Source organism: Rhizobium sp. CFBP 8762 (assembly GCF_014841565.1).
Taxonomy (GTDB): domain Bacteria; phylum Pseudomonadota; class Alphaproteobacteria; order Rhizobiales; family Rhizobiaceae; genus CFBP-8762.
Map to the genome: position 1 here is coordinate 541,538 of NZ_JACYUD010000002.1, position 19,550 is coordinate 561,087.

General features: G+C 59.7%; 16 protein-coding genes. 2 read left to right on the forward strand and 14 right to left on the reverse strand.

The features are described 5' to 3' along the window. Position 1: 1 nt before the first annotated feature. The 7 genes from IFT84_RS07685 to IFT84_RS07715 form a co-directional block, all read right to left on the reverse strand. Positions 2–1,528 carry an aldehyde dehydrogenase family protein gene (locus IFT84_RS07685; protein WP_192118065.1) on the reverse strand — a complete coding sequence of 509 codons (1,527 nt, stop codon included), beginning with the start codon at positions 1,526–1,528 and terminating at the stop codon, positions 2–4. Further along, positions 1,525–2,322: a creatininase family protein gene (locus IFT84_RS07690; protein ID WP_192118066.1), complete on the reverse strand. Its 798-nt coding sequence runs from the start codon at positions 2,320–2,322 to the stop codon at positions 1,525–1,527. The genes IFT84_RS07685 and IFT84_RS07690 overlap by 4 nt, the downstream gene beginning before the upstream one ends. Beyond that, on the reverse strand, positions 2,319–3,293 hold the full coding sequence (locus IFT84_RS07695) for an ABC transporter permease (protein WP_192118067.1): 975 nt from the start codon (positions 3,291–3,293) through the stop codon (positions 2,319–2,321). Before IFT84_RS07695 ends, IFT84_RS07690 begins: the two co-directional genes overlap by 4 nt. Next, a complete protein-coding gene (locus IFT84_RS07700; RefSeq protein ID WP_192118068.1) occupies positions 3,290–5,851 on the reverse strand; it encodes an ATP-binding cassette domain-containing protein in 2,562 nt (853 codons plus the stop codon). The genes IFT84_RS07695 and IFT84_RS07700 overlap by 4 nt, the downstream gene beginning before the upstream one ends. 126 nt (positions 5,852–5,977) lie before the next feature. Next, complete coding sequence (locus IFT84_RS07705; RefSeq protein ID WP_192118069.1) at positions 5,978–6,997, reverse strand: sugar ABC transporter substrate-binding protein; 1,020 nt, start codon at positions 6,995–6,997, stop codon at positions 5,978–5,980. A gap of 125 nt (positions 6,998–7,122) precedes the next feature. Beyond that, on the reverse strand, positions 7,123–8,061 hold the full coding sequence (locus tag IFT84_RS07710) for a threonine ammonia-lyase (protein WP_192118070.1): 939 nt from the start codon (positions 8,059–8,061) through the stop codon (positions 7,123–7,125). Further along, a complete protein-coding gene (locus IFT84_RS07715) occupies positions 8,051–9,142 on the reverse strand; it encodes a succinylglutamate desuccinylase/aspartoacylase family protein (RefSeq protein ID WP_244651129.1) in 1,092 nt (363 codons plus the stop codon). The genes IFT84_RS07710 and IFT84_RS07715 overlap by 11 nt, the downstream gene beginning before the upstream one ends. 131 nt (positions 9,143–9,273) lie before the next feature. Between IFT84_RS07715 and IFT84_RS07720 the strand changes: the two genes are divergently transcribed. Continuing rightward, a complete protein-coding gene (locus IFT84_RS07720) occupies positions 9,274–10,086 on the forward strand; it encodes an IclR family transcriptional regulator (RefSeq protein WP_192118071.1) in 813 nt (270 codons plus the stop codon). 22 nt (positions 10,087–10,108) lie between these two features. Here the strand turns inward: IFT84_RS07720 and IFT84_RS07725 are convergent, their stop codons facing one another. Further along, positions 10,109–11,698, reverse strand: a complete 1,590-nt coding sequence (locus tag IFT84_RS07725) for a putative N-acetylmannosamine-6-phosphate 2-epimerase (protein WP_192118072.1) — start codon at positions 11,696–11,698, stop codon at positions 10,109–10,111. Positions 11,699–11,859: 161 nt separating this feature from the next. Between IFT84_RS07725 and IFT84_RS07730 the strand changes: the two genes are divergently transcribed. Then, positions 11,860–12,630: a GntR family transcriptional regulator gene (locus tag IFT84_RS07730; RefSeq protein WP_192118073.1), complete on the forward strand. Its 771-nt coding sequence runs from the start codon at positions 11,860–11,862 to the stop codon at positions 12,628–12,630. A gap of 123 nt (positions 12,631–12,753) precedes the next feature. Here IFT84_RS07730 and IFT84_RS07735 read toward each other — a convergent pair whose 3' ends face one another. The 6 genes from IFT84_RS07735 to IFT84_RS07760 form a co-directional block, all read right to left on the reverse strand. Continuing rightward, positions 12,754–13,779 (reverse strand): Gfo/Idh/MocA family oxidoreductase, encoded by a 1,026-nt coding sequence (locus IFT84_RS07735; protein ID WP_192118074.1) that lies wholly within the window; start codon positions 13,777–13,779, stop codon positions 12,754–12,756. Between the two features lie 145 nt (positions 13,780–13,924). Continuing rightward, positions 13,925–14,710 (reverse strand): TIM barrel protein, encoded by a 786-nt coding sequence (locus IFT84_RS07740; RefSeq protein WP_192118075.1) that lies wholly within the window; start codon positions 14,708–14,710, stop codon positions 13,925–13,927. Positions 14,711–14,787: 77 nt separating this feature from the next. Then, positions 14,788–15,774, reverse strand: coding sequence for an inositol 2-dehydrogenase (gene iolG, locus IFT84_RS07745; RefSeq protein ID WP_192118076.1), 987 nt, complete (start codon positions 15,772–15,774; stop codon positions 14,788–14,790). 113 nt (positions 15,775–15,887) lie between these two features. After that, positions 15,888–16,829 (reverse strand): sugar ABC transporter substrate-binding protein, encoded by a 942-nt coding sequence (locus IFT84_RS07750; protein ID WP_192118077.1) that lies wholly within the window; start codon positions 16,827–16,829, stop codon positions 15,888–15,890. Positions 16,830–16,876: 47 nt separating this feature from the next. After that, positions 16,877–17,932 carry an ABC transporter permease gene (locus tag IFT84_RS07755; RefSeq protein WP_192118078.1) on the reverse strand — a complete coding sequence of 352 codons (1,056 nt, stop codon included), beginning with the start codon at positions 17,930–17,932 and terminating at the stop codon, positions 16,877–16,879. Between the two features lie 17 nt (positions 17,933–17,949). Further along, positions 17,950–19,470: a sugar ABC transporter ATP-binding protein gene (locus tag IFT84_RS07760; RefSeq protein WP_192118079.1), complete on the reverse strand. Its 1,521-nt coding sequence runs from the start codon at positions 19,468–19,470 to the stop codon at positions 17,950–17,952. Positions 19,471–19,550: the final 80 nt, after the last annotated feature.

Genomic DNA, 19,550 nt, shown 5'->3' on the forward strand with positions numbered 1-19,550 from the left:
GTTAACGTGTCACGTCGATTGTCATGGTTTTGAGATCGCACATCTCCACCAGCGTATGCCGCCCGCCAGTACGCCCGAGCCCGCTATTGGTGCCGGACGCGCCGCCCGCCGGAATATGCGGCTCCCAGTAGCAGCTCTTCTCGTTGACGTTGACGATACCGACCCGCAGATTTTCGGTGTAGAAAAACGCCCGCTTGATGGAGCTGGTAAACACTGCCGCACTCAGGCCGTAGGGGCTGGATGCCGCCAGTTGCAGCGCCTCTTCATCGCTGTCGAAGGTCAGGACCGGCGCGACCGGGCCAAAGGATTCCTCCTTGTTCAACAGGCTGTCTGAGGTCAGGCCCGTGACGATGGTCGGCTGGAAGTAGAGGTTGGTGGGCATGTCTGCGGCGACCTTGCCACCGCGCACCACATCGGCCTTTCGTTCGTGGGCATCCTCCATGTGGCTCAACATCTTGTCGAGTGCGGTGGCATTGTTGATCGGGCCCATCGTGGTTGCGGGATCAAAGGGGTCGCCCATGCGAACCTTTTCAGCGGCCTTGATCAGACCGTCGATGAAGCGGTTCTCAATGGACTTGTGCACCAGCACACGCTCGGTTGCCGTGCAGATCTGCCCTGCATTGGCAAAGCAACCTGCACCCACCAGTTCAGCTGCCATATCGACATCGGCATCCGAGAGCACGATTGTCGGGCCATTGCCGCCCATTTCCAGAAGCAGGGGCTTGCCCGCACCGCGCCGCGCAATGGTTGCACCGGTGGCAGAGCTGCCGGTAAAGCCAACGGCATGGGTGCCCGGATGAACGACAGCCTCGTCCCCTACTTCCGCGCCATCGCCCAGCACGAGGTTGATGACGCCATCAGGCAGACCGGCATCGATCATGCACTCCATCAGCGCAACGGCAATCAGCGATGTGGTGGGTGCCGGAACCCAAACGACCGTGTTGCCGGTCGCAACGGCGGGACCGAGATAATAGAGGCAAGGCAAGCCCAGCGGGAAATTCCACGGGGTGATAATGGCCAGCACGCCCTTCGGCTGCAAAAAGCTGAAGGCGCGCTTGTTGGCATCGGCCACCGGAAAGGCTGCGGTCTCCAGCCATTTCATCTGCTCGCCCGCATTGCGAAACCCGAGCGAGGCACTGCCGACTTCGCCCTTGGCCTCGGTGTGGAACGGCTTTCCCTGCTCCAGGCACAACAGGCGCGCCAGTTCATCGGTGCGGCGGTCGATCTCGTCGGCAATTTTGAAGCACAGGGCAGCGCGCTGAAACACACCCATCTTGCCGATCAACGGGCGGGCAGCCTCCGCCGCAGCAACGGCCTTACCAACATCGGCGCGGGTGGAGAGAGCGAGATAGCCCAGTTCCTCCCCGGTGGAGGGGCTATCCACCCGCAGGAACTTGCCGGAACTGCCGGGTATCCATTGGGAACCAATGCGGTTGGTTCCGACACGCAAGCCGCTTGCGGGTTCCAGTACGATAGGCATGCCCCGCAAATGGGGGACGTCCAGCGAGGACTTGAATTGAACCGTCATGGGATACTCCTTTGACCGAATTCCGATTGAATTTTGAGAATGGTTTGACGACTGCGCGTGACGGCCTCGGCAAAAAGACGGGCACCGGCTTGCGGTGTTGCCTGCGACGGCGTGCCGATCACGCCGTTGTCGCGGATCGCCTCGAACGGACGCCACACGCTGACAGCAGGCCCGGCATAAAGATGCGGGTCCGGCCAGCACGGCGGGGTCGTGCCTTGCGGGATCAGGTCCGTGCGCACACTTTGCGCCAGCACGCGCATCATCAGCGAGGTTTCCAGCGCGCAGGCATGGCCGGTGCCACCAGCGGCATCCGGCAAGACCTCCGCTGCGACATCGGCCAAAAGATCGAAATAGGAAAACCCTGCGGATACGATGCCCTGCCCGCCCAGCGTGGTAATCGCCACCTGAATGGCCGCACGGTTGCCACCATGGCCGTTGAGGATGACGGGCAGAAACCCGTCTTCCCACAGGCAGGCGCAGAGATCGACCAGCACTGCGATGAAGGTTTGCGGCTTGAGGCTCATCGTTCCCGCAAATGCCCGGTGGTGCTGTGAGGAGCCGTAGGGCAACGGCTCGCATACGCGGATACCGGGTTGCGTTTCCGCTGCCGCGAAGGCAACGGCGGTTGCCAGCCAGATATCTAGACCGAGCGGCAAATGCGGCCCGTGCTGCTCGACCGCACCGGTCGGCAGAAGGGCTACCGGACGCAAGGCAGCTTGCCCGGCCATTGCAGCAGCCTCCCGCGACGTCATGAAGGCGAATGCGTCGGGCCCGCGCTCCCACAGGCCGCTCATCGGGCTGGCTCCATCAATCGCGCCTTGGCAAGGGTCATGCCGGTATCTGCCAACAGCGCGGCCATGATGATCGCACCCTTGTAAAGCTCAAGGCTGGAGGGATCGGTGCCAAAGATTCGGAGCGCGGTCGTCAACAGGCTGACAATCAACGCGCCCGTCACCGTGCCCCAGACCGTGCCGCGCCCCCCGAAAATGCTGGTGCCGCCAAGCACCGTTGCCGCGATGGCATCCAGCAGAAGCGTGGTGCCGCCGATATTGGGCGTGACGACCGGCACACGGCTGATCATGACGACTGCTGTCAGAAACACAAACAGCCCGGAGACCGCGTAGATCATGATGGTGTGCCGGGTCACAGGAATACCTGCCAGTTCCGCAGCACTCGCATCCGAGCCGAGCGCGTAGGTGCGCAGGCCAAACCGCGTCATCCGCATCAGCACCCCGGCGCCCAGAATGATCATCAGGGTCGCAAACACGACATGCGGCATACCGAATGTCCGCTCAATGCCGACAAAGCGCAGCACCGGATCCTTTAGCATCAACACGCCTTTTGAGGCGACGGCCAGCGTTGTTCCCTGCAGCACCACCATGGCGGCAAGCGTGGTGACGAAAGGCGGTATTTTCAGGAGTGCAATGACCACACCGTTGATAAAGCCAACGAACACCATGACCGCCAGCCCGATGGCGAGCGACGCCGGCAACCCGAACCCCGCATCCACGAGACTGGCAATCAGCACAGCGCAAAAGGCAACGCCGACGCCTGCCGCAAGATCAATGCCGCCGGTCAGAAGCACGATCAATGCGCCGAGCGCCAGCACGGCAATCGGCGTTGCCTGTGCCACGATGTTGATCAGGCTCTGGCTGGAAACGACGCGCGGATCGACTACGGCAAAGACGATCATCAACGCAATGAGTAAAAGAAGCGGAGAGAGATCGAGAACACGTTTCGTCATAAGGTTGTGTGAGGACATCATACCGCGCTTGCTCCCAGAACGAATGGATGGGCAGGGACTGTTGCTGGCGGCACCTTTGTCCGCCGGACACGCGTGGTCTCGCCAAAGGCCAGCGCCATCACCTCTTCTTCCGTCGCGCCGCGCTTGAGCTCGCCGACAGAGCGGCCCTCGCACATGACGATGATGCGGTCCGCGACACCCAGCACCTCCGGCAGTTCACTGGACACCATGAGAATGGCCGCCCCCTGCTGCTTGAGCTTGGCGATGAGGTGGTGCAGATCGGATTTTGCGCCGACATCCACGCCTCGGGTCGGCTCGTCCAGCAGGATGATACGCGGCTTGGTTGCCAGCCATTTGCCGATGACAACCTTCTGCTGATTGCCGCCGGATAGCTCTATGGTCATCTTTTCCGGTTGTGCCGGACGCACGCCGAGCGAGCCGATTAACTCACGCGCCATCTCGCCGATTTTGCGCATGGGCAGAAGGCCAAAGCGGCTGTGCTCGCGTATCCATGCCAGCGACAGGTTCTCCCGGATGGACAGCGTGCCGACAAAGCCTTCCAGATGACGGTCTTCGGGAATGTAGACGATTCCCGCGCGGTTGGCCGCTTTGATATCTCCGCCGCTTTCGCGTTTGCCGAAAACATCGATGGTTCCGTTTTGCGGGGTTTCCAACCCGGCAATCAGGCGCAGCACTTCAGAGCGTCCGCTGCCCATCAGTCCCGCCAGCGCAACAATCTCACCGCACCGCACCGAGAGTGATGCCGATGTCAGCAGCTTGCCGTTGGAAATGTCCTTCACCTCAATAGCGGTTTCGCCAAGTTCGGCAGGCAGATGCGGGAAGATGTCACCGACATCGCGACCCACCATCATGGACACGATTTCCGCCTCGGTGGTTTCATCCGTGGCACGCTCGCCGATGAATTTGCCATCGCGCAAAACCACCACGCGGTCACACTGGTTGAAGATCTCTTCCATCTTGTGGGAGATATACAGAATGCCCGCACCGCGCGCTCTGAGCTTGGCAATGAGCACATACAACTGGTCGCGCTCACGGTTCGACAAGGCGCTGGTGGGTTCATCCATCACCATGAACCAGGCATCGGCCAGCACGGCGCGCGCAATTTCCACCATTTGCTGACGCCCGACCGAGAGAGTGCGCAACTGCGCATCGACATCAATATCCAGCGACAGTTCCTGTAAAATGGCCTGCGCTTCGATGCGCATCTTGCGACGGTCGAGCAGCCCTAGAACGGTGCGCGGCTCGCGCCCAACGAACATGTTCTCTGCCACTGTCAGGTCGGGTGACAGACTGAAATGCTGGTGAATGACACTGATGCCCTTGGCATCGTTGGGCGAGGCGAATGTGACCGGCGCTCCGTCGATCACGAGTTGCCCCTCATCAGGCCGGTAAACACCGGAGATACACTTGACCAGCGTGGATTTACCAGCACCATTCTCGCCGGCAAGCGCGACAACTTCACCCGCCGAAACGGTAAAAGACACGCCATCCAGTGCTTTTACGCCGGGGAATATCTTGCCGATACCCTGTAGGGATATCGAATGTGCGCCGGTCGTCTGCGGAACGGTGGGGGATGTGGCGGAAGCGGTGCGGCGACGGATGGAACGCAGGAGCTGCGCCACACTTTCCGGCTGGCTGGACAGCACGGCAATCACAATCAGCGCGCCGGTGATGTAATAAATGATGATCTGCGGAACCTGCAAAAAAGACAGGCCGGTATTGATGACGCCCAGCAGCAACGCCCCAATGGCCGTACCCCAGATGGAGCCCTGCCCGCCCGACAGCTTTGTGCCGCCGATGATCGCCGCCGTGATGGCGGTGAATTCCAGCCCGGCGCCCGCAAGAGGCTGCGCCGAGCCGAGGCGACCGATGGTCAGGATAGCACCAAGCCCTGCTGTTGCACCGGCAATGAGATACACGGAGATGCGCACGAGGTTGACCGGAACCATGGAAACACGGGCGGCTTCTGCATTGCCGCCGATGGCATAGATCCAGCGCCCGTAAACAGTGCGGCGCAGCACGAACCACCAGATGCACAACAACAGCGCGGCAATGATCACCGACACCGGCAGCAGACCCACGCTCGCACGTCCCGCGTACAGAACGGCGGGATCGGGAATGGACAAACTGGATGCGCCCGATAGAGACAGCGACAGGCCGCGCGCAAAAGCCATCGTGGCCAGCGTGGCGATGAAGGGTGAAATACCGGCAAAGCCGATCAACAACCCGTTGAGAAGGCCGATGCTGGCACCGCTGACAATGGCGGCCAGCAGCGTAAGCGTTGCCGAGCCTGTGGAAGTGAATACGATGCCTGCGGCCACACCGGCAAAAGCCAAGGTGCTGCCAACGGAAATGTCGATACCACGGGCGATGATCACCGCCGTCATGGCGAACGCCACCAGCGCGATCACCGCGCTTTGCTGGGCAATGCTGACGAAATTACCGGCTGACCAGAACCGGGGATCGAGCCAACCGAAGACGAGGACGGCGAGCGCCAGCACGACAACCAGAACCGGTTCGTTGCGGCGCAAGAGTGATGTGATCCGGGAATGGGACATGGGCACCCTTCTTCGAGTTGGGTGGCACGCCTCGCCGTCGGCAAGGCGATGCGGCAAGGCAATGCGGATGTGAAACCATGGGCGACCGGCGTGGGAGTGCGCGCCGGTCGCCCGGGATGACGTCGCTTACTTTCCGACAGTCATCGCCGACGCCGCGACCTTCGGTCCCAGCTGCTCGGTATAGTTTTTCGCCTCAACAGCCTGTTTCTCGGTGTTGATGGACTCGAAGGTCAGACCAGCCGCCTTCAGTTTCGCCGCCGTCTCATCCGACGTGACGAAATAGGTCGGCATATAAAGATCCTTCGGCAGTTTCTCGCCATTGGCAAGACGTGCCGCCACCGCGATGTTCCAGTATCCGACACGGTACGCGCCGGTCATGACATCCATGACCATCTTGCCGCTATCGATCAGGTCTTTCATCTCCGCGTCACCGTCATAGCCGCCATAGATCAGCTCCGTACCGGTTGCGCTGGCAACGGAGTCGGCGGCAAGGCACAAACTATCGGAAATACAGGCAATAGCCTTGAGATCAGGATAGGTGGTGAGCCACGTCTGCGCGGCATTGGTGGCCTTGGCGGCATCCCAGCCGGTTGGCTCCACACCGACAATCTTGATATCGGGGAATTCCTTGGCCATGGTTTCGACAAAGCCCTTTTCACGCGTATCGGACACGAAATTGCCGCGTGAGCCGACGAGAAGCGCAATCTCTCCCTTCCCGCCAAGTGTCGTGCCAATAGCGCGTGCGACCATCGCCATGTTCTCGTAATCCGGGTAGAGCGTGGAGAAATTATCGCCCGCTTCCACCTTGTTGCCCATGGTGATGACGGGAATGCCCGCCGCCGTAGCTTTCTGGATGGCCGGGATCACGGCATTCTTGTCAATCGGATCAATCAGAATGGCGCTGACGCCCTGATTGACGAAGTTCTCGATAATGCCAACCTGTTTTTCCAGGCTGCCTTCGGCGCTCTGCCAAGTGGATTTCACGCCGTAGTCGGAGGCTGCTACATCGCCTGCTTCCTTCATACGGACAAAGAACGAGTTCTGGAGATCGATGGCCGCAAGGCCAAGGACCTTTTCCTGTGCAAGCGATGGCGTGGCCAGTGCAAGGGCAATCAAGGCGACAGATGTTTTGAGAAGTGTACGCATGTTTCGGTTCCCTCCTGCTTTCAGCAGTTTTTGAATGATGACATTCCGGGCGTTTGCCGCCTCTTTGTCTTTCTCCTGAAACCGTTTGTGTTTTCAGGAGTCATGCTCTTCGAAAAGCATCCGCGCTAACCGCCGATGCCATCCACTCCGGCGCCACAAACCAGCCCGGCAATTCTTTCACCTTTCTTCGGTGTTACAGCACCCGCCATCAGCGCCGCCAGTGAAGCGGCCCCGCTGAGATCGGCAGCGATGCCAAACTCGAACCACAACAGGTCGGCAGCGCGTTGCATGTCGTCATCCTCGATCAGAACGATGTCATCAACCAGATGCCGCGACGTCTCGTAGATCGCCTCATCCGTACGGCCGCACGCCATGGTCGCTACGCGCGTGGTGATCTGCGGCAGACGCACAACCTTACCGGCCTGAAAAGACGCGTGCAGCGTTGGCGAACCGACCGGTTCCACACCGATGATGCGCGCGTCGGGATTGGCGGCCTTGATCACCTGCGACATGCCCGTAATCAGCCCACCACCGCCGATCGCGATGATATAGACATCGGTTTGCGGGATTTGCTCCAGCATTTCCACAGCCACGGTGCCTTGGCCGGACACAATCGCATCATCGGCAAAGGGGTGCATGTAGAACGCGCCGCATTCGCTCGCAAAGGCTTGGGCCGCCTCATGCGCCTCATCCCAGACGGACCCGGCATAGCGCACATCCGCACCCCATTGTTTGAGCTTGCGCTCCTTGATGGGGCTGGCATTGGTTGGCAGAAAAATGGTTGCCGGAACGCCACTCTGGCGCGCCATATAGGCGGTGGCAAGGCCGTGATTGCCGCCGGATGCTGCCACCAGACCATTGGCCAACTGCTCCGCCGCCAAGGTCTTTACGCGGTTGACCGCGCCCCGTGCCTTGAAAGACCCGCTGATCTGCAAGCATTCAAGCTTCAGGTAAAACTCGTCGGGCAGCGTTGCGCCGGCGCAGTGCTCCAGTTTGAGAACCGGCGTACGACGAATATAGGGTTGAATGCGCTTGGCTGCGGCAGTGATGCTGTCAACTGTCATCCGGCCCTCCCTCATCGGCAAAGGCCTCAGGATATTCATTGGCCAGCACGAAGCAGCAATTGCCGGGGCGAACCCGTCCGGGCCAGCGTTTGGCAAACACGGTTCCGTCGATGGGATGGGTCAGTACCACCGGTTCGCGTTGCGGGGTGCGCAGAAAATGGATGCGTCCGGCAATATCGCCTTTCTTCACCGTGGCGCCCAGTTCGCTGATCGGCTCAAATACGCCGTCCTCGTCTGACATGATGTAGCCTTCTGCACCCGGAACTTTCAGCACGCGGGCATTGGCATTGGCTGGCGTATCCAACTCGCCTTTGAGAATACCGGCATGTTTCAGCACATTGCGGATACCACGACGGCAGATTGCCAGCGCGTCCGGGCTCACCAGACCACCGCCCGCCATTTCGCTGCCAATAACGATCAGGCCCTGCAAGTTGGCCGACGCGGTCGACGTGCGGGTCTCGCCGAGATTGTCGACCATGACCACAGTCGGCGCACCGAAGGCCAAGGTGGCCTTGATGTTTCGCTTGTGGCCATCGGGCGTTGGCGAAGGCTCGATGATGGCGCTCGGCAGGATCATCAGTGACGAGCCACCGGAGTGAAGATCGAGAAAGTAATCCGAGATCGGAAACAGGCAATCATGCACGTAGGCGGAAATCTGGTTCGTTAGGGTTCCGTTGAAATCGCCGGGAAAGGTGCGGTTGAAGTTCAGCCCATCGACTGGCGAGGTGCGCGTGCCTGCCTCGACCGCACGCACATTAATGGCAGGAATGGCGATAATGCGTCCGCTGATATCGGCAGGATCAATATCGCGCAGCAACTCGCCCAGCGCAATCGGGCCTTCATATTCATCACCATGGTTGCCCGCCTCGATCAGAATTGTCGGGCCGACGCCGTTCTTGACAACCGCCAGCGGCACCTGCACCGAACCCCATGCATCATCATGCGGGGACTGGGGAATGTTGAAAGTGCCGATCTGCTTGCCGTCGCGCTCGAAATCAACCGCTGTGAAGACGCTGTGACGACGCGGAACAACCCGGCTGCGTTCGGATGTGACGGTTTTTACCACTGTCAGATTGGTCATTGAACCCACTCATTATCTTGTCGTTGAGGTCAGCATGACAGTTTTATATATGATGTCAAGTTCCGATATAAAACAGATGACACCATCAATGTTTGTTCTTTATGGTGGGATGCAACGTAAGGATTCGATGTATGAGCACGCTTGAAAACGAGCCGGGCAAGCCCGCCTATTCCGCGCCCGCCCTGACCAAGGGGCTGGAAGTGCTGGAACTGCTGGCCGAGGCCCGTAACCCGCTGACAATGAAGGAAATTGCCGATGGTCTCGGCCGTTCCAAGAGCGAAATTTTCCGCATGCTCGTGGCCCTTCAGGACCGCGCCTACATTGATCGCGACCCGGAAACCGACGCCTATCGTCTGACGGACCGACTGTTTAAACTCGGCCTGCATACGCCAAGCGCGCAGGACTTGATGACCGCGGCGATGCCGGAACTCTCGACTATCGCCTATGAGTGCCGCCAGTCGCCCCATCTGGTTGTTATCAACCATGGGCTGACCGTGGTGACTGCCGCCGTTCCGGGCGGGGACGACATGTCGTTTACCCTGCGGCTTGGGTATGGCCGTGTGGCGTCTGATTCCACCTCCGGGCAGGTGATGCTGGCGTTCCAGACCCCGGAGATTGCCGCGCGGATGATGGATGCCTGCGATGCCCATGCAGCCAGCCCAATCGACCGGGTAGCGCTTGGCACTTATCTTTCGACGATCCGGGCGCGTGGATACGAGTTGCATGACAGCCGGGATTTTGTCGGCATCACCGACATTTGCTGCCCGGTCATGGGCGCCGATGGCAATGCCGTGGCCGCCGTCATCATTGCCTATGTCAATCGCCATCGCCATGAAAATCGTCATGCCCACACCCTCACCGTGTTGCAGGCGGCGTGCAACCGCATGTCCGCCAAACTGTCAAACCGCATCCGGCCGATGCAGGATTTAGAGCATTTCTGGTGAACACGGGTTCACCGGAAATGCTCTAACCTCTTGTTTTGACGCATTTTCCGGACGTAAAAGCGATTCCGCTTTTCCTGGAAATGCTATAGAGCGCCATCCGATCTGATTGGGCCAGATCGGCAATACCGATAATTCCTGCCTCGTGCCCCAGTCGTGCCGCCTGCAACTGCGGCGCTGCCGCCGGACACATGCGCGCAATGTGCTGCTGCACCCGCTCTATGAAACCGTCGGCCAGTCCCACACCGCCGCCGATGACGATCCGTGCGGGATCCAGCATGACCTGAATATCGCAGCACAGCCGGGCAAACCGGGCACTGACGGCATCGATAATTCCCATTGCCCAGTCTTCACCTGCAATGGCTGCATCAAACACATACTTTGGCTGACACGCGTGGCCAAGGCGGTGCGCCTCTGCCGCAATCCATGGGCCGCACAGCGTTGCTTCCAGCGGCTCGTCTCCAACGCGCATCTGGCCGAAATGCCCGGCAAGGCCCTGCATCAGCCTGCCCTGCGCGACGATACCGCCGCCAAGCCCCGTCGATAGCGTCAGGAAAACCAGATCGGACGGATCGGCACTCGCGCGAAATTCACCCCACGCCGCTGCCTGCGCATCATTGGCGATGGTCACCGGCACACCGAATATTGCTTCCGCCTGCGCTTGAAGAGGAAAGTCGCCTTCAAGTCCCAGAGTCGCCGTGTTCATGGCCCTCCATGCACCATTGCGCACAGCGCCTGTTACAGCCATGCCGACCCGCGCATAGCGCCCGCGCCAGAGCAAGGTTGCATCGGAAATAGCACGAAGCCAGCCATCCGGCTGGCCCGCACGGTCTGTCGCAAACACAACCGTATCCAGCACCGCACCGGCCTGTACCAGAGACGCACGGATTTTCGTGCCACCGAGATCGACCCCCAACACCATTGGCAACACGACAGGCACGGGTGCATACACCGCATCCAGCGCTCGGGCGAACCAGTCCGTCACATGCTCGGTGCGCGTGATGGCGGAGCCAACCACCACGCAGGCAGCCCCCGCCTTGGCCGCGGCCTGCGCCTGTTCCGGCGTGCGGATGCGGCCTTCGGCGATTACGTTGGGGGTCAATGCGCGCAGGCGCGCCACCAGTTCAATATCCGGCTCTGTCGGCTCCGGCCCACCGGTATAGCCGGACATGGTGGAGCCCACATAATCGACACCGGCGGCCAAGGCCCGCCGCGCGTCGTCCACGGAGGAGCAATCGGCCATTGACAATTTGCCCGCATCGCGCACTGCCTGGGCCAGCGCCTCCACGTTAGCAGGGCGAACCCGGTCTGTAGCATCGAATGCGATGATATCAGCCCCGGCCTGCGCAAGGGCGAAAACGTCATCAACAAAGGGGGTGATCCGCACCGGGCTATCGGTAAGATCACGTTTAACCAGGCCGATGATCGGTGCGGGCGTTGCTTGCCTCACCGCCGCAACATAGCGCGCCGATTCGATACGAACGCCGCGAGCCCCTGCTGACAGTGCCGCCAGCGCAAAGCCGACCACATAAACGTCGTCGTCCATGGCCCCACCCGGAACCGGCTGGCACGATACAATCAAACCGTTGTTCAAAGATTCTATCTGCACGTTCATCCAGCCTTATCGTTGTCAGAACGCTATGCCAGATAATACCAGATTACAACCAGTTTAATTCCTAAATTTGTACTGGTATTGTCTCTCCTGCTAAGCGCTTGATAAGTGACGCTATAATGCGCCATATGTTACGTGAGCCATGTAACCGAGGTATCCCACTGTTGACCGAGCGCGCCGAGCAAACCGGGGCCACCGCCCTTCTGGACCGTCTGGCCGCTGGCATGGAAAGCACGGACGACCACTCGCCAATCTACGCCCGACTGGCGTTGGCACTCGCGCAGGCAATCGATGATGGCCATATCGTGCGCGGCGGTAGCCTACCCGGCGAGCGGCTGCTGGCCGAGCGACTGAACATTTCCCGCGTTTCGGTGCGCCGTGCCATTGCGGAACTGGAAAGCGACGGGCGCGTCAGCCGCCGCCATGGCGCGCGCACCGTGGCGGTGACGCGGGTGCGAAAAGACCTCCCCAATCTCACTGGTTTTTCACAGGATATCCGCGCACGCGGCATGGAGCCCAGCGTGTCCTGGATTTTTCGCGGCGCGGTTGTTGGTAGCCTGCATGAAACAATGGCGCTCGGGTTGCCAGCGCACAGCGAGGTTATCCGGCTGATACGGGTGCGTCTGGCCGATGGCTCCCCCATCGCGCTGGAACGAGCCGTGGTACCAAAATCGATCCTGCCCGACGCCATGCTTGTCACACATTCACTTTACGACGCGCTGGCGTCTCTGAACGCGACACCGCACCACGGATTCCAGCGCATCCGCGCCGATGTCATGTCGGCAGCCGAGGCAGAACTGCTACAGGCAGCCCCCATGACCCCCATGCTGGTGGCCGACCGCCGGTGTTTTCTGGAGGATGGGCGCGCCGTGGAGTTTACCGAAACCCGCTACAACGGCAGGGTCTACGATTTCATTTCAGATCTGCATATTTAGAGCATAGTCCGACCGGAGCGCAGCGAGGATCGAAGAGATTATGCTTTAAGACGATAGATTTAGAGCGCCGATCTGATTCAATCAGATCGAACAGCGCTCTAAAGAGACCAGTCCGGCACCAGTTTACCCCACCACCAGCGCATCGCGCATCCGCGCCGCCAGTGCGGTAGCCTGACGCGCGTCGTGCAGGCCGAGGGGGGAGGGTTGTCCGGTCTGGATGGCGGATACGAAGGCGCGGGCCTCGGCCAGAAAAGCGTCGTTGAAGCGGTCGAAGAAATCAGTCTGTCCATGAACATGGCGTGCGCCATCGCTGTCCAGCACCAGCGGCAGTTTGCTGAGACCCCGCCCGATTTCCAGCGTTCCTTTCGTGCCAATAATCGTCATCGTGGCTTCGTAACCGCGATGCGATGTGCGTGATACGTGGAAAGTGGCCACTTTTCCGCCGTCGAAATTTACCGTCGCAAACGCCGTATCCACATCGTTGCAGGCAGCGAGGTCCGGATACATCACACGGCTACCGGCAGAGGACACATGCGTGGCGGACGCGCCATCCAGCATCCAGCGGACCAGATCGACATCGTGGATGCAGCAATCAAGGAAAATGCCGCCGGATGTTGGGGCAAATCGCACGAAAAAGCCATTGGGATCCACCGGATCTTCCGAGCGGCAGGCGATGGCGAAGACGTCCCCCAACGCGCCCGCGTCGATGCGCCGCTTGGCTTCGGCGTAAGCCGGATCGAAACGCCGCATAAACCCGACCATGGCAACCTGATCGGGGAAGCGGTCGGCGACCGCGATCACGCGGTCGCAATCGCCGATCTCCAGCGCCAGCGGCTTTTCGCAGAACACGTGTTTGCCAGCTTCCAGTACGGTAATAATCTGGTCCGCATGGAGTGAGGTTGGCGTGACCAGCCAGACAGCATCAAGCCCCTCATGGGCCAAAAGGCCGGGAAGGTCCTCGTAAACGGCGATACCGGGAAACGCTCTTTGGGCCGTTGCTCGCTCCTGCTCCACGGGGCTTGCAGCGGCCACAAGGCGCGCGCCCGCAACCCGATCGCTGAGATTCTCGGCGTGGCGGCTTCCGAGGCGGCCAAGGCCGACAATGCCGATGCGGACGGGAGGTGCGGAACTGGCTAAAGCTTCAGTCATGGGACATCCTGAACGTTAGAGCATTTCCGGTGAAAACGGAGAGGTTTTCACGTCCGGACAATGCGACAAAGCAAGGGAGCTAGAGCATTTCCGGTGAACACATTTTTATCGGAATTGCTCTGGCTAAAAGAAGGGCGGCAAAGCGCTATTGCAGGGTGAAAGCACTGTGGAACGCTTCCAAAGCCTGCTCAACATTGCCCTTGGCAAAGGCTTCCATGCCCACCGGGCCGCGATAGCCCATATCGTACAGCGCTCTGGCGATAACCGGGTAGTTGATTTCACCCGTCCCGGGTTCAAACCGTCCGGGCACATCGGCAACTTGCACTTCACCAATCCAGGGCAGGCAGGATTTGCAGGTTTCGATCAGGTTCCCCTCGCCGATCTGCACATGGTAGAGATCGAGATTGAGCCGCAATCTCGGATGATTGACCGCCGATACCAGCGCCAGCGTGTCCTGCACCCTGCCAAAGGGCGTCCCGGGATGATCCACGGGCAAATTGAGGTTTTCGAGCGTAAAGACAACGCCCTCCTCTTCCGCCATATCGGCAATCCGGCACAATGTATCGCGCGCCTTCAGCCACATCTGGCCGGTGACGACCTCACTGGGCTGCACCGGCAGACCACCCTCTCCCAGCCCCGTTCCGTGCAGATTAAGCCGGGCAACGCCCAGCCGTTTGCCCACCTGTGCCGTCTCGCGTGCGGACCGCAACAGTTCCTCGGCACCATCGTCATCGGCCAGACGGCCGGTGAGGTAACCATTCATAATGGAGAATGTTGCGCCGGATTGCTCAAGGGCGGTCAGGTCGTGCTCCGGCCAGTTCCAAAGCCCCACCTGAAAATTCATCTCCGCAAGGCGCGAGCAACGCCATGCGATCGGCTTGTCGCGCCAGATCATCTCGGCGCAAACGGCGAGTGCGAAAGGTTCAGTCATGCGTTCGGTTCCTGCAATAGATGTCGGCGGCGGTTTCGGGCGAGCGCGTCTGCGCGCACCCGCCACAGAGCCTGTCATTAGAGATGGACGGTTGACCCTGATTTTGCCGATTGCGTGGCCGCTTCGGCCAGTTCCAGCGCAAGAACACCGTCGGCAAGGGTAACGGGTATCTTGCCTTCGTCCTGCACAGCGCTGACGAATGCGTTCCATTCGGCAGCATAGGCGCGCATGTATCGCTCAAGGAAAAAGTACTCGGGCTTGGCGCTGGTAACACCCGCAGTCGTTGCCTTGGAAACGGTGTTTTCCAGAACATTGGCAGCCGACAGCAAGCCTTCTGATCCCAACAGTTCCACGCGCTGGTCGTATCCATAGACCGCGCGGCGGCTGTTCTTGATCACCGCAATGCACCCATCATCATAGGTCAAGGTCACAACAGCGGTATCAACATCGCCGGCGGCACCGATTTCAGGATCAACGATAGACGTTCCAACGGCATGAACGGACTTCGGGCTACGCCCCATGATGAAGTTGGCCATGTCAAAATCGTGGATCATCATGTCCCGGAACAACCCGCCCGAGACTTTGACATAGCTGACCGGTGGCGGGGATGGATCGAACGAGGTGATGGACAACAGTTCCGGCCTGCCGATCTCGCCCGCATCGGCAGCGGCCTTGACCTGTGCGAAATTTGGATCGAAGCGCCGGTTAAACCCGATCATGATGGGCTTGCTGGCATCCTTGACCGTATTCAGGCACGCCTTGGCGCGGGCCAGAGACAGGTCAACCGGCTTTTCGCACAGAACAGCCTTGCCGGCAGCGCTTGCCCGCTCGATCAGGTCCGAGTGTGTATCGGTTGACGATGCAATCAGTACGGCATCAATCGTGTTGTCCTGGAGAATGTCTTCAACGGTGCGCGCTTGTGCGCCATACGTTTGCGCAAGGGCCTGTGCCGCTGAGGCATTCACGTCCGATACCGCTGCCAATTGGCTCGCCGCATGTCCGGCGATGTTTACAGCGTGGACATGGCCAATACGGCCTGCCCCAATCAAAGCCACTTTCAGCATAAAACCTCCATTATCGGCAGCGCCCCCGCTGCCATGTACACATAGAATTCTGATAGAACGCACTGGGATATTGGAGCACAGACCCTTCGGCGTGCTCCAATAGTGTTGCTCGCTTATTTTACCTTGCTACGGAAATCGACCAGTTCCTGTGCATTGTCTTTGGTGATGAGCTTTGCACCGGAATCGATCCGTTTCTCGATCTCCTTGCCATTGATGACCTCAAGTGCTTTCTCGACAGCAATCTGGCCCATTTCGTAATTGCCCTGTGCAATCGTGCCGTACATATCGCCCGCCAGAATGGCTTTCAGGTTATCGCTGTTGCCATCGACACCAAGGACGGGAATCGACTTGTTGGACTGTTGAAGTGCGCGCAATGCACCCAGCGCCATTTCATCGCTGGACGCAAATACGCCAGCCACATCCGGTGTTGATTGCAGAATATTCTGCATGACGGTGTAGGCCTTCTCGCGGTCGGAATAGCCGGGCTGCTTGCTGGCGATTTCCAGCCCTGCGTCAACCAGCACCTGTTCTGCACCCTTGATGCGGTCGTTGGTGGCGGGGTTGCCAGGTGTGCCATCGATCAGCACAACCTTGTCACCCTTTTTCAGGATCTTGGCGAGGGTTTCCCCACCCACCTTTCCGGCTGCGATATTGTCCGTACCGATGAAGGTCGAGTAATCGGTAAATTTCTCAGGCAGGCCGGTATCCACCAGCAAGACCGGGATACCGGCCTTGCGGGCTTTCGTAACGACGTTCACTGCGGTTGTCGGCTGCGACGGCGAGAAAATCAGCGCCGCTGGCTTCTGGGCGATAACATCCTCAACCATGTTGATCTGCTGCTCAACCGCGTCTTCGGTTGGTGGTCCGAGTACGATCAGTTCCACATTGTTAGCATCTGCGGCGGCCTGCGCACCCGCAGCCACAACTTTCCAGTACTGGCTGCTGAGCGTTTTCAGCACCACGGCAATCTTGACCTGTTCGGCCGCGCTCGCCGCTGTTATTCCGAAGGCTGCGACACCTGCAATCAGTGACGCGATAAACAATCTTCTTTTCATCGTCTCTCTCCCGGTTGATATCTTTTCTGGACTTGCCCGACGCCTCCTCAGCGACCGGATTTCAGAACGTTCTGGCGCAACACATCGATGGCAACCGCAATGACGATGACGGCACCGATGGCAAAGGTCTGGTAAGCACTATCGACGTTGAGAAGATTGAGGCCGTTGCGAAGCACCGCAATCAACAGCACGCCGATAATCGTATTGCCGATGGAGCCGACGCCGCCGAAGAAGCTGGCACCACCGATGATAACCGCCGCAATGGCATCGGTCTCATAATCAAGACCCGCCAGCGGGTAGACCGCATTGACACGGCCCGCCAGCACAAGGCCTGCCAGCGCTGCGGTCAAGCCGCTGATCGTGTAGACGAGGTTCAGTATGCGATCCACCTTGATACCCGACAGACGCGCCGCTTCCTTATTGCCACCCACCGCATAGATATGACGCCCGGTGGAGGTGCGCGTCAGAAACAACCACATGCCGATATACAGAACCCCGACCAGCAGAAAGCTGACCGGCATACCGCCGACCGACGCACTGCCGAGATACTGAACCTGATCGGGGAACATGCTGATCGGGGCGGCGGCTGTGACCACCAGCGCAATGCCACGCGCCATTTTCTGCATACCGAGCGTGGAAATAAACGGATGCGGCAATCGCAGTTTCGTGAGCAACAGGCCGTTGATCAGGCCAAGACCGGCCCCTGTACCAAGGCAAATCGCGATGGACGTATAGGGCCCAAAGCCCCAGCGATCGGACGCGATGCCCATCATCATGGCGGACAGCGCCAGAACCGAGCCGACCGACAGGTCGATACCCGCCGTTAGAATGGCCAGGAACATGCCAATGGAAATGATGGCGCTGACGGCGGCTTGCGCTGCAACATTTGTGAGATTGTCAAGCGTCAGAAACCGCGGTGACAGGAAGCTCATGATAACGCAAAGGATGACCAGACTGAGCAGCACGCCGAGCTGATAGAGCTTATCGCCCACCAGCTGCTTGCGTCCGGGTATTGCCAGCCCCTTTGGCTCTGGCCCTGTTGACTCAATCGCTGCCGTTGTGACGCCCGCATTCTCCGGCGGCTGTTGTGTTGTATTGGCCATAGCCCTCTCTCCCAAAATCAACCGGCTTTTGCAGGCCGGATTTCCATCCCCGATGCCGCATACATGATCTTCTCCTGCGTCGCCTCCTCGCGGCTCAGCTCGCCGGTAATGCGGCCCTCGTGCATAACCAGAATGCGGTCTGCCATGCCCATCACCTCCTCCATTTCCGAGCACACGATGATGACGCCCGCGCCCTTGGCCACCAGCTCGTTGATCAACCGGTATACCTCCACCTTCGCGCCCACATCGATGCCGCGCGTCGGCTCGTCGAAAATGAAAATCTTCGCCTTCGACATCAGCCATTTGGCGATGACGACCTTCTGCTGATTGCCGCCGGATAGCTTGCCCACCGGCGTGGCAAGGCCCGCCGCCTTCAGCCGCAGGCCGTTGACGACCTTCATCGCCTCATCGCGCGCACGACCGAGCGACAACACGCCGAATTTCGAGAAATCGCCCAGCTTCACCAGAGTGGCATTGAACTCCACGCTCTGGATCAACACGAGGCCTTGTTCCTTGCGGCTTTCTGTCAGAAACGCGATGCCTGCCTTGATCGAATCCTCAGGCGACCTGATAGTGGTGTCCTTGCCAAACACCTTGATCTTGCCCGCATCGGATGGGTCTGCGCCGGTGACGAGCCGCATGGTTTCGGTCCGGCCTGCCCCCACCAACCCGGCAAAGCCCAAGACCTCACCGGCATGAAGCTGGAACGACACATTGTTGACAACACCTTTGCGCGTCAGCCCCTGCACGTCCAGTATCACATCGCCGCGGTTGGCCACTTCTTTGGGATATTTGTTCTGAATATTGCGCCCGACCATCAACTGGATAATGTCGTCGATGGACGAGTCCTTCATGGCAAAGGTGGAGACGGATTTGCCATCCCGCATGATCGTCACACGGTCGCAATTGGCGCGCACCTCATCCAGCCGGTGCGAGATGAACAGAACGGAGACGCCGCGCGACTTGACCCGCGCTATGATGCGAAACAGGTCCTTGGCTTCCTTCTCCGATAGCGATGATGTCGGCTCGTCCATGATTATCAACTTGGCATCGGCCCAGACAGCGCGGCAGATTTCCACCATCTGCTGGTGGCCGACGCCAAGCGTGCCGAGGCGTGCCTCCGGGCGGATATGCAGATCCAGATCAGCCAGCAATTCGGCGGCCTTCGTATTCATCGTCTTTCGGTCGAGGATATCGAAGGCCTTGGAGCGAAAAATCTCGCGACCGAGAAAAATGTTTTCGGCAACGCTCAAATGCGGGATGAGGTTCAATTCCTGATAGATGCAGGCGATGCCGATATCCATGGCCTTGCGCGGGCTCAGCGCCGGGCAAACCTCGCCTTCAAACGCAATCGTGCCTTCGTCGGGACGGTACGCGCCGGTCAGCATTTTGATGAGCGTGGATTTGCCCGCACCGTTTTCTCCGCAGATGGCATGAACCTCGCCGCGCGCGATGTCGAGGTTGACATCATCCAGCGCCAGCACGCCCGGAAAGCGTTTGGTGAGGCCCTCAACCTTCATCAACAGGGTGTCGGTCATGCAGCGTCCTCCTCGCAACAATCACAGGCAGCACGGACTCTCCCGATCCGGGCCAGTGTCTCGGCGGCACAAAAGAATGT